The organism is Candidatus Methylomirabilota bacterium, assembly GCA_036005065.1.
Lineage (GTDB): Bacteria > Methylomirabilota > Methylomirabilia > Rokubacteriales > DASRDR01 > DASYQW01.
On record DASYQW010000282.1, the window covers coordinates 1 to 10,388 of the forward strand.

A 10,388-nucleotide genomic window follows, 5' to 3' on the forward strand; every position below is an offset into this window, starting at 1 on the left:
ATCGGCGAGGGTCTGGACCTGGCCGCGGTGCGAGACGTCGGTGGGGATCGCCAGGGCCTGGCCGCCCTGCCCGGTGATGCCCCGGCAGGTCTCGGCCATGCCCGCCTCGTCCACGTCGGCCACCACGACGTGGGCGCCCTCACGCGCGAAGGCCAGCGCCAGCGCTCGGCCGATCCCGCTCCCGCCCCCGGTCACCACGGCGACGCGGCCGTCGAAGCTCGGCAGCGGCGCCGGCGCCACGGGTAGCCCCGCCGTCAGGCCGGCAGCTCGCGGCGCCCGGTGAACACGGCCAGGGTGAACACCCCCGAGACCCCGGCGTTCACCAGCCAGAACCAGGGAGCGCCATTGAAGCCCCGCCAGAAGGCCTGCAGCAGGATGGTGAGCAAGAAGAGCGCGGGCAGAACCGCGTACGCGAGCGTGAGGCCGCGGTAGCGCTCGAGGTCCCCGGCGATCTGGAGCTCCAGGGAGGCGAGGATCACGAAGGCGATCCCGACGGCGCGGAGGAAGTAGTTCTCGGGGAGCGGAAGCTGCTGCGTGAGCATGGTCATCCACTTGGGAATCAAGAGGTAGGGCACGCCGTAGACGAGCAGGACGACGGCCTGGGCGGTCATCACGGCTTTGAGCGTCTTCATGGCTCCCTCCTAGTCATGTGACGTCGTGGCCTGCGATTTGGCCGAAGTGTACCATGGACCGGTCCCGGTCCCGGCGGTTTGCGCGAATCGGCCCACCGGAGGGGTTTCGCGGGACGGCGCCGGTTGCAGTACTCTATCGCCGTGACCGACGACCGTCGCATTCCCGTGCCCCGGGCATCCCGGCCCCGCGCCCGCCCCCCGAGCGTCCTCGATCCGGTCACCACGTCCATCTTGTGGGCGCGGCTCCTGGCCGTGGTGGACGAGGCGGCGGCCACGCTCATCCGCACCTCGTTCTCGACGATCGTCCGCGAGGTGCACGACATGACCCAGCTCCTCACGGACGACCGCGGCCAGACGCTCGCCCAATCGGCGGTCTCGACGCCCGGCTTCGTCGGCACGACCGCGGGCGGCGTGCGGCGGTTCCTCGAACTCTGGGGACCGGAGACCTGGAGGCCGGGGGATGTCGCCATCACCAACGACCCCTGGATCGTGACGGGCCATCTGCCCGACGTGACGATCGTCACGCCGGTCTTCCACCGCCGGCGGCTCGTCGCCTTCATGGCCAACACGGCCCACATGACCGACATCGGCGGCACCTACTTCGGCGTCAACACGACCGAGGTCTTCGAGGAGGGGCTCCGCATCCCGCCGCTCCGGCTGATGGCCGCCGGCAAGCCCAACCAGCCGGTATGGGAGATGATCCGCGCCAACGTCCGGGCGCCAGACCAGGTGGTCGGAGATCTCCGCGCCCAGATCGCGGCGAACGAGCAGGGCTGCCGGACGATCTCCGGCATCATGGCGGAATACGGCCTGGCCGATCTCCACGGGCTGGCTGGGGCCATCCACGCCGCCAGCGACCGGGCGCTCGGCGAGGCGCTCGCCCTGGTCCCCGACGGGATGTACCATGCCGAGGTCACCGGCGACGGCTACGGCGAGCCGTTCACGGTTCACCTCGCCCTCACCGTACGCGACGGCCACCTCCACTTCGACTTCACGGGCTCGTCCCCCCAGCAGCGCACGCCGATCAACGCGGTCCTCCAGTACACCCGTGCCTATGCCGCGTTCACGACCAAGTGCGCGTTCGTGCCTTCGGTCCCGAACAACGAGGGGCTGCTCCGGCGCCTCACGGTCGAGGCGCCCCGCGGCACGATCGTCAACGCCCTGCCGCCCGCCCCCGTCCAGTCCCGCCACGTGCTGGGCTTCGTCCTCCAGGGCGCGGTCTTCGCGGCCCTCGCCCAGTGCGCGCCGGCCCACGCCCAGGCCGACAGCGGGACGCCGCCGCCGATCATCACGTTCTACGGGACCGGACCCGACGGCACGCCGTTCGTGACCTTCGAGTTCGTCAACGGCGGCGTCGGGGGCAAGCACGCCGGCGACGGCCGCTCCACCACGACGTTCCCCTCCAACATCGCGAATCTGCCCATCGAAGTGCTGGAATCGATCGCGCCCGTCCTCTACCTGGAGCAGCGCCTCATCCCGGACTCGGGGGGCGTGGGACTCCACCGCGGCGGTCTCGGCCAGCGGAAGACGTTTCGGGTGGCCCGTCCCATGATGGCCTCGCTCATCATCGACCGCTTCCGCCACCCGCCGCCCGGCGTGCTCGGCGGGGGGCCGGGACAGCGGGCCGAGGCGCACTTCGCCGACGGGCGGCCGGTGAGCATGAAGAGCGTGCTGGCGCTCCAGCCCGGGGACGTGCTGACACTCGAATCGCCCGGCGGCGGGGGCTATGGGGATCCGGGGAAGCGGCCGGAGGAGCTGATTCGGCGGGATCTCGAGGAGGGCTACGTCACGAGCTGGCCGGGCGACGTCCGCTCATGACGGGAGCGCTCGGCGCGATCGATCGACTTCGCGATCCGGGAACGAGGCCGGCGGCGCGGCGGTACCCGCCGCGCCTCGCCAGGAGGCGCGCCGCGGGCGCGAGAGACCGCGGCGGCATCTACGAATCACTCGGGATCGGAAAGGGGGGGCCCCATGCTGCTCGTCCGGCTCGCTGACCACTGGTGGACCTTCCTGCTGCGAGGGTTGGCCGGTATCGTCTTCGGCCTCATGGCCCTTTTCTGGCCGGGGCTGACCGCCATCACCCTGGTCCTCCTCTTCGGCGCCTACACCTTCATCGACGGCGTCGTCGCCGTCGCCACCGCCCTCTCGACCTGGAAGACGAACGAGGACGCCTCCTGGGTGCTGCTGCACGGCCTCCTCGGCCTGCTCGTCGGCGTCCTCACCTGGTGGAATCCCGCCGTCACCGGCCTCGGCCTGCTCGTCTACATCGTGGGGTGGTGTCTGGCCAGCGGCATGATCCAGCTCTTCGCGGGCATCCGGGGACGCAAGGCCGGCGGGGGCGCCTGGTGGCTCATCCTGGCCGGCGCCTTGTCGGTGGTGTTCGCCCTGCTGGTGATGCGTGATCCTCTGGCGGGCGCGCTGGCGGTGGTCTGGATGATCGGCCTCTACGCCATCGCCTTCGGCATCTCGCTGGTCGCCTTCAGCTTGGCCCTCAAGCGGCACCTGGTGCCGGCCCGGGCCTGAATCCTCTTCCCCGGGGAGGTCTCGGAGGGGGTGTCGGAACACCCCCTCCGAGCTGAAGCTCAGCAGACCTCGCGCGAGCGGTCCTGAACGAGCTTTCCGTCCTGGTACACCCGCTCGTGGACGACCCGGCAGCCGTTCGCCGCGCGCCCGCTCGGGCGGGCCACGACGCGCTGGGACCCATTGGTCGTCTGGTACGCGACCGTCTGGTTCTGGGCGACCGCGTCCTGCGCGGCGCGGGACGAGATCTCGGTCAGCGTGCCACCCGCCACCGCGCCCAGGGCGCCCCCGAGCACGGCGCCGCGCCACCGGTTGTTGCCGTCGATCAGGGCGCCGGCGCCCGCGCCGAGTGCCGCGCCTGCCCCCGCGCCCTGGTACGTGCGCGGCGTCGTCACCAGCGGCTGGGTGGCGCAGGCCGCCAGCGTGCCGCCTACGAAGCTGATCACCATGGCCAAGCTCAGTATCCGTCGCATCGTCGACCCCCTGTCGTGAACCTTTCAGTCCGTCATTCTTGCTCTCACTGGGTTGGACGGCCGAGCCCGGGGCCTGCTTCACCGGCGCCGGCCCCTTCTGTTCACGAGCAGAGCCAGATCGTCGTGCGCGCCTGAGTGTCACTCGGGCCCGGGCATCACCTCGAGCCGCACGCGGGCGACGCCGCGCTCGAGCATGCCGAGGGTGCGGGCCGCGGCGAGGCTCAGGTCGATGATTCGCCCGGGCGCGTAGGGCCCCCGATCGGTCACCCGCACGACCACCATCCGGCCGTTCTCCAGGTTGGTGACTCGCAGGCGGGTACCCAGCGGGAGTGTCCGATGGGCCGCGGTGAGCGCCTGCATGTCGAAGGACTCACCCGAGGCCGTGGGCCGTCCATGGTGCTGGGGCCCGTACCACGAGGCGAGACCGACGACGGCCGGACTCGGACTCGGAGTCGGCTCCCGCGGCGGGACTGACGCGCAGCCGGCGAGGGTGAACAGGACGAGCGCGGCGCTCCACAATCGGCCGCGTATGACCGTGCGTGCGGGAGCAACCCGGCGCCGGCCACCGAGCGCGTGGTGCATCGAGGAGCACTCCGAGCGCGGGCTTGCCCGCGCAACCCTCCCGGGGGAGGGTCTGGGAGGGGGCCGTCGAGGCCCCCTCCCAGGATCTAGCAGACCTCGCGCATTTGCTCGCGCACGAGCTTCCCGTCCTGGTAGACGCGCTCCTGCACCTGGCGGCAGCCGCTGGCGGTCCGCCCCTGCGGGTGCGCCTCGACGCGCTGCCAGCCGTCCTGGCTCTGGTAGGTGACCGGCCGGCCCTCGGCTGCCGCCTCCCGTGCCGCGCGCGAGGAGATCTCGGTCACGGTGCCTCCCAGCACCGCGCCCAGGGCTCCGCCGATGACGGCCCCACGCCAGCGGTTGTTCTTGTCGATCAGGGCACCCGCGCCGGCCCCGACGGCCGCGCCCGCGCCGGCGCCCTGATAGGTCCGCGGCGTCGTCACGACCGGCTGCGATTGGACCGCGCAGGCGGCCAGGGTGCCGACCACGAAGCTGATCACGACCATCGTACTCAGGATTCGTCGCATGCCGTCATGCCTCCTCTGATGCCTCGGTCCGAGCCAGGCGGGCGCCCGGACGCTGATCACCGCGTCGTCAGTCGCCCTTCCACTTGGGACCCTTGCCGTGTCCGCCCCCGTGCGGCGGGCCCCCCTTCTTCAGGTGTCCGGGCGGAACCTTGTAGTACGCGACCGGGACGGCCAGGACGGGCCTCGGAACCGCGTGAGGGGCGACGAAGACCCAGGGCCCGCCGTGGCTTTTAGCCCGGAACCACGCCCCCTCGTGAAAGACGTAGTACTGTCCGTGGTACACGAAGTAGTTGTACGGGAGCGCCGGCGCGTAATACACGGGCGTCCCCGGCACCACGACCAGCGACGGCGGCGCCGGCACCACGACCACCGGCGGAGGCGGCGCCACGACGATCTGCGCGGTGCTCGGCGCCACCGCGGTCACGCTGGCCACGAGCGCCACGGCCACTCCCACCAGGACGCGCTTGGCTGTCATCTCATCCTCCATGTTTGATGCCCTCCCCCCTACCTGACGATCAGGCACCGTATCGCTATTCAGGCAACTCCCATGCCAGGCACCCCCCGATCTCGAGGGCCTCCGGGAGGGCTTGGGGGGGGTTCTAAGGGGATGACCGTAGGCAGCCCGGACGTCCGGCGTCATCCTCGTGCCACCCGGCCCGGCGGCTCGACAGGGTCGGGAGTCTCAGGTGGGACCGAATGGGGAAATCCGCGCGGGCATGGGCAAACGCCCGCGCCGGCATCGAGACCCTCCCCGGGGGGTGAGCCCGGGACGGGCCTAGGCGTGTGTCTGAGTAATCCGGCGCCGCCCACCGGGGGCGCGGTGTATCGAGGAGTGCTCCGAGCGGCGGCTTCGCCGCCGCCACGACGGGGGGCATCGGGGGTCCTCCGAGGCCCCCCCGAAATGACCTAGGCGTAGAAGCCCGACGCGATCACCAGCGCCTGGCCGTTCACCCCGCGGGCGCCTTCCGTGCAGAGATACCAGGCGAGATCGGCGATCTCCCCGGGCTCCAGGATGCGTTGCTGCGGCGAGAGCATCCGGAATTGCTCCAGCACCGCCTCCGCCGAGATCGCTTGCCGTCGCGCCTCCTCGGCCACGATCCAGTCGAGCATGTCCGAGCGCACGAACCAGGGGCACAGGGCGTTGACCGTGATCCCGCGCCCTGCGAATTCTTTGGCCAGACAGCGGGTGAGGCCGAGCAGGCCGTGCTTGGACACGGTATAGGCCGTCTCCTCGGCCGTCCCCTTGGTCGCGGAGGTCGAGGCCACGTTGACGATGCGCCCCCAGCCCCGGGCGGCCATGTGCGGCAGCACTCCCCGGCAGAGGGAGAAGGGCGCGTGCAGGTTGACGGCGAGGAGCCCGTGCCAGGTGGCGTCGTCGAGGCTCGTGGTGGGTCCGAGGTGGTAGACGCCCGCGTTGTTCACGAGGATCTCCACCGGCCCGAGGCCCGCCTCGACGGCATCGAGAAGCTGGTCCGCGGCGTCGGGCGCCGCCAGGTCGGCGGCGATCGCGAGCGCCTCGCCGCCAGCGGCGCGCACTTCGTCGCTCACGCGGTCGACGGTCGCGGCCTGCCGGGCTGTGACGGCGACGCGGCATCTCGCGCGTCCGAAACGGCGGGCGACGGCGCGGCCGATGCCCCGACTCGCTCCCGTCACCAGGACCACCTTCCCGCGAAGCTCGTCGCCCGCCACCGCCCCCTCCTCAGTCCGCATGAGGCAGACCGACGGGCTGCCCCGTCTCGATCGAGCGATACGCCGCCAGGACCACCGCCAGGTCCCGGCGCGTCGCCGCCGCCGGCAAAGCGGGCGGGCGGTTCTCCCGGGCGGCCCCCACGAAATCGGCGAGCTGCGCGCGGATGCCGCGCAGATCCCGAAAGAACACGCGCAGCCCGCGTCGGGTTCGGCTGCGAAGCCAGAGGTAGCGGCCGCGGTTGTCGACGGCGAGCGAGCCCTCGGTTCCACTCACCCAGGTTGCCTGGCGCCGCGGCAGTCCCGGGCTCGCCAGCGAGTTGGCCAGGGACCCGACCGCGCCGCGCCGGAACCGGAGCAGGAGGAAGGCTGTGTCCTCGCCCTCCACCTCGGCGAAGAGGTTCGGCGGAGCGACCGCGTGGACCTGGACGACCGGACCGGCCCAGTCCTGGAGGAGGTGGATGTAGTGGATGCCGCCGTCGATGAGGATGCCGCCCCCGACGTCCTGGCGCCGCCGGCGCCAGCCGGCCGGCCGGCGGAAGCCGCGGGCGGAGACGAGAAGCTGCCGAACCTCGCCGATCGCCCCGGCCGCCAGCAGCCGGCGCGCCGCCACGAAGGCCGGCATGAAATGGAAGTTCTCGGCCACCATGAAGGGGATGCCGGCCGCGGCGGCCTCGGCCAGCATCTCGTCCGCCTCGTCGAGCGTGCGGGCGATCGGCTTCTCCAGGAGCACCGCCTTCCGGTGCTTGGCGGCCAGCCGGACGTTGTCGAGGTGGAGCGAGTGCGGCGTGCAGAAGACGAGCGCCCCGACGCGCGGGTCGGCGGCCGCCGCCTCGTAGGAGCCGAACGCCGCCACGCCTCCGAAGCGGCGGCGATAGACCTCGGCCAGGGCGGGATCACGGCTGGCGAACGAGAGGGGGCCGACCCGGAGCCGGCGCGCCGCTCGGGCGTGGAAGGTCGCGAAACGCCCGCACCCGACGATGCAGAGCCCGAGCGCGGTCATGGTGGGGCCATGCTAGCACGGCCGACGCTTCACCCGGCGCGCCGGCTCGGCTACAATGGAGGTTGCGGGTTCACCCGAGGTCTACCAAGGAGACCACATGCGCAGGGTCGCGGTCATCGGAGTCGGCGTGACGCAGTTCGGTCGGCACGAGCGGACGTGTGCGGAGCTGTTCGCCGAGGCGAGCGTGGAGGCGCTCACGGATGCGGACATCTCTCCCGATCGCATCCAGGGCCTCTACGTCGGCAACGTCGTCGGCGAGGCGGGCGAGCGGCAGCTCCACATGGGGCCCCAGCTGGCCTCCGCCCTCGGCATTCCCGAGGTGGCGGCCACCCGATTCGAGACCGCGTGTGCCTCGAGCCACGCGGCGTTCCGCCACGCGCTCTTCGAGGTCGCCTCGGGCGCCGCGGACGTCCTCCTCGTCGGTGGCGCCGAGCGCGTGCTGACGATGCCGACCGAGCGCTCGACCGAGGTGTTCGCCTACGCCTCGGACGCGGTCTTCGAGCAGCCGGCCGGGCTCACCTTCCCCGGGGTCTTCGCCCTCATCGCGCGCGCCCACATGGAGAAGTACGGAACGACCGAAGAGCAGATGGCGCACGTCGCGGTCAAGAACCACCGGCACGGCACGCTGAACCCGAAGGCCCAGTTCCAGAAGGAGATCACGCTGGCCCAGGTGCTGGCCAGCGCGAAGGTCGCCGATCCGCTCAAGCTCTTCGACTGTTGCCCCTTCTCGGACGGCGCCGCCGCCGTGCTCATCGCGGCCGAGCCGGTGGCGCGCCGCACACGGAAGCCGGTCCGGGTGCTCGCCTCCGCGCAGGCGGGCGACGCCATGTGCCTGCATGACAAGCGCGATCTCGCGCGCGCCCTCGCCACCGAGCGCGCCGCGCAGGCCGCCTACCGGCAGGCGGGGCTCGGGCCGCGGGAGGTAGACGTGGTCGAGCTCCACGACTGCTTCACGATCGCCGAGATCCTGGCCACCGAGGGGCTCGGGCTCGTCGAGCCCGGCGCCGGCGGCGTCGCCGCCGAGAAGGGCGACACGAGCCTCGGCGGCCGGATCCCCGTCAACACCTCCGGCGGGCTCAAGGCCAAGGGGCATCCGATCGGTGCCACCGGGGCCGCCCAGATCGCCGAGATCACGACCCAGCTCCGGGGCGAGGCCGGCCGGCGCCAGGTCGACGGCGCCCGGGTAGGGCTCACGCACACCCTCGGCGGCAACACCGCGACCGTGCTGGTGAGCCTCTTCGGGTGCGACGACGGTCGATGAGTCGGACGACGGACGGCCAGGTCCTGACCCTCAAGGAATTCTTCGAGGGTGTCCGCGCCGGCCGGCTGGTGGTCCAGCGCTGCACCGCCTGTGAGAGCCTGGCCGTCCCGCCGAAAGCGCTGTGTCCGGCCTGCCACGCCCGCGCCTGGGAGCGTGTCCCGCTTCAGGGCGAGGGTGAGGTGGCGTCCTACACGGTGATTCGCGTGCCCCCGGCCCCGCTGGCCGGCCAGGCCCCTTACGCGATCGCGGTGGTGCGCTTCCCGGAGGGCGTGTCGCTGCTCGGCCGGCTGACCGGCGTCGCCGTGGACGCGGTGCGCGTCGGGCTCCCCGTGCGGTTCATCGCCCCCGCCGACCCCACGACGGACCCCCCGATCATCACCTTCACGCCGCGGGACTGAGAAGAACCCGCGTCTCTTCCGGGAGGCGCCTGATGGGGTTTCCGCTCTTCGCCTGGCTCGACGCCCGGGAAGCCGAGGCGATCCGGCTCCTCGAGGCCCTGGTGAACCAGGACAGCGGCACCTACGACCGCGAAGACGTGAACCGCCTGGCCGAGATGCTCGTCGAGCCCTTGCGCGAGCTCGGCTTCGCGCCGACCCGGTTCCCGCAGACGGAATACGGCGACCACTGGCTGTGGGAAGGGCCCGGGCGCGGCCCGAAGCGGCTCCTCTGCGTGAGCCACCTGGACACGGTCTTCGCTCGCGGCACGGCCAGGACCCGGCCCTTCGCGATCCACGACGTCGCCGGGCGGCGGCGGGCCACCGGGCCCGGGATCTACGACCAGAAGGGCGGTATCGTCGCCTGGCTCTTCGCGCTCCGCGCGATCATGGCGACCGACAGCCCGGCCTGGCGGGAAGCCCGCCTCGCCTGGTTCTGGAACAGCGACGAGGAGGTCCTCTCGCCGACCTCGCGCGCCCTGATCCGCGCCGAGGCCGCGCGCGCGCAGAGCGTGGCGGTGACGGAGCCGGCGCGGCCGGACGGCGAGTACGTGATCGGCCGCAAGGGAGCCGGCCGGTACTTCCTGGAGATCACCGGCACGGCCGCCCACGCCGGCAACCAGCCGGAAGTCGGGCGCAGTGCCGTGTGGGCGATGGCGCAGAAGGTCGACGCGCTCCACCGTCTGACGGACCTCGCGGAGGGGACGACGGTCAACGTCGGCGTCGTGCGGGGCGGCGACCGCGCCAACGTCGTGGCTGAGCGCTGCTACGCCGAGATCGACCTGCGCGCCTGGACCCCGGCCGCCGCCGAGAAGGCGGTGGCGCGCTTCCGGGAGATCGCGGAGCACCCGCACCTCGAGGGCACGACCGCGCGGCTGTGGGGCGACCTGAGCTTCCCGCCGTGGGCGCCGGGGGATCCGGGGACGATGGCGCTCCTCGCCCTCCTGCAGGACGCCGGCCGGGAGCTCGGGCTCGCGCTGGCCGGCATCCGGACCGGCGGCGGCTCGGACGGCAACCACGCCTCCCAGGTCGCCCCGACCATCGACGGGCTCGGCCCCCAGGGCTCCTTCGCCCACAGCCCCGACGAGTACATCGAGCTCCCGACGCTCATCGAGCGGGCGAAGGTGAACGCCCGCTTCATCGAGCTCTGGACCGACCGCTTCCGGCGCTGACCCCATCGCGGCGCTCCGGCCGCCGGCGAGCGGCCCACGACCCCGCGCCGCTTCGTTCCCGGTAGATCGCGGCGGCCCTCGGGCGCGATCCACCCGTAGTCGCCGCGGTCGAGACGCCAGAG

At 72.4% G+C, this 10,388-nt stretch carries 13 protein-coding genes; 5 read left to right on the top strand and 8 right to left on the bottom strand.

Going from position 1 to position 10,388, the window contains the following annotated elements:
• Both VGW35_19215 and VGW35_19220 read right to left on the bottom strand, forming a co-directional pair.
• Positions 1-240, bottom strand: a 240-nt coding sequence (locus tag VGW35_19215) for an SDR family NAD(P)-dependent oxidoreductase (protein HEV8309798.1), incomplete at its 3' end; no start/stop codon positions are given.
• A gap of 14 nt (positions 241-254) precedes the next feature.
• The gene (locus VGW35_19220) at positions 255-632 is read right to left on the bottom strand and encodes a hypothetical protein (protein ID HEV8309799.1); all 378 of its coding nucleotides are present in this window, start codon (positions 630-632) and stop codon (positions 255-257) included.
• A 141-nt stretch (positions 633-773) separates the two neighbouring features.
• Here VGW35_19220 and VGW35_19225 point away from each other — a divergent pair, with 141 nt between their 5' ends.
• Both VGW35_19225 and VGW35_19230 read left to right on the top strand, forming a co-directional pair.
• Positions 774-2,450, top strand: coding sequence for a hydantoinase B/oxoprolinase family protein (locus VGW35_19225; GenBank protein HEV8309800.1), 1,677 nt, complete (start codon positions 774-776; stop codon positions 2,448-2,450).
• A 153-nt stretch (positions 2,451-2,603) separates the two neighbouring features.
• Positions 2,604-3,155: a DUF308 domain-containing protein gene (locus tag VGW35_19230; GenBank protein HEV8309801.1), complete on the top strand. Its 552-nt coding sequence runs from the start codon at positions 2,604-2,606 to the stop codon at positions 3,153-3,155.
• 59 nt (positions 3,156-3,214) lie between these two features.
• Here the strand turns inward: VGW35_19230 and VGW35_19235 are convergent, their stop codons facing one another.
• The 6 genes from VGW35_19235 to VGW35_19260 all read right to left on the bottom strand — a co-directional run bounded on the left by VGW35_19235 (position 3,215) and on the right by VGW35_19260 (position 7,399).
• Entirely contained in the window at positions 3,215-3,601 is a 387-nt protein-coding gene (locus VGW35_19235; protein HEV8309802.1) for a glycine zipper 2TM domain-containing protein, read from the bottom strand.
• A gap of 162 nt (positions 3,602-3,763) precedes the next feature.
• A complete protein-coding gene (locus VGW35_19240) occupies positions 3,764-4,207 on the bottom strand; it encodes a septal ring lytic transglycosylase RlpA family protein (GenBank protein ID HEV8309803.1) in 444 nt (147 codons plus the stop codon).
• 86 nt (positions 4,208-4,293) lie between these two features.
• Positions 4,294-4,710, bottom strand: a complete 417-nt coding sequence (locus VGW35_19245) for a YMGG-like glycine zipper-containing protein (protein ID HEV8309804.1) — start codon at positions 4,708-4,710, stop codon at positions 4,294-4,296.
• A 67-nt stretch (positions 4,711-4,777) separates the two neighbouring features.
• Positions 4,778-5,185: a hypothetical protein gene (locus VGW35_19250; protein HEV8309805.1), complete on the bottom strand. Its 408-nt coding sequence runs from the start codon at positions 5,183-5,185 to the stop codon at positions 4,778-4,780.
• A gap of 431 nt (positions 5,186-5,616) precedes the next feature.
• Entirely contained in the window at positions 5,617-6,399 is a 783-nt protein-coding gene (locus VGW35_19255; protein HEV8309806.1) for an SDR family NAD(P)-dependent oxidoreductase, read from the bottom strand.
• Between the two features lie 10 nt (positions 6,400-6,409).
• Positions 6,410-7,399 (bottom strand): Gfo/Idh/MocA family oxidoreductase, encoded by a 990-nt coding sequence (locus VGW35_19260; GenBank protein ID HEV8309807.1) that lies wholly within the window; start codon positions 7,397-7,399, stop codon positions 6,410-6,412.
• A gap of 97 nt (positions 7,400-7,496) precedes the next feature.
• Between VGW35_19260 and VGW35_19265 the strand changes: the two genes are divergently transcribed.
• Genes VGW35_19265 through VGW35_19275 form a run of 3 tightly spaced genes read left to right on the top strand, consistent with a single transcriptional unit; the run spans position 7,497 to position 10,266 of the window.
• Positions 7,497-8,660: a thiolase domain-containing protein gene (locus VGW35_19265; GenBank protein HEV8309808.1), complete on the top strand. Its 1,164-nt coding sequence runs from the start codon at positions 7,497-7,499 to the stop codon at positions 8,658-8,660.
• On the top strand, positions 8,657-9,058 hold the full coding sequence (locus VGW35_19270) for a Zn-ribbon domain-containing OB-fold protein (protein ID HEV8309809.1): 402 nt from the start codon (positions 8,657-8,659) through the stop codon (positions 9,056-9,058). Before VGW35_19265 ends, VGW35_19270 begins: the two co-directional genes overlap by 4 nt.
• A gap of 32 nt (positions 9,059-9,090) precedes the next feature.
• The gene (locus VGW35_19275; GenBank protein HEV8309810.1) at positions 9,091-10,266 is read left to right on the top strand and encodes a M20 family metallopeptidase; all 1,176 of its coding nucleotides are present in this window, start codon (positions 9,091-9,093) and stop codon (positions 10,264-10,266) included.
• The last annotated feature ends 122 nt before the right edge of the window (positions 10,267-10,388 follow it).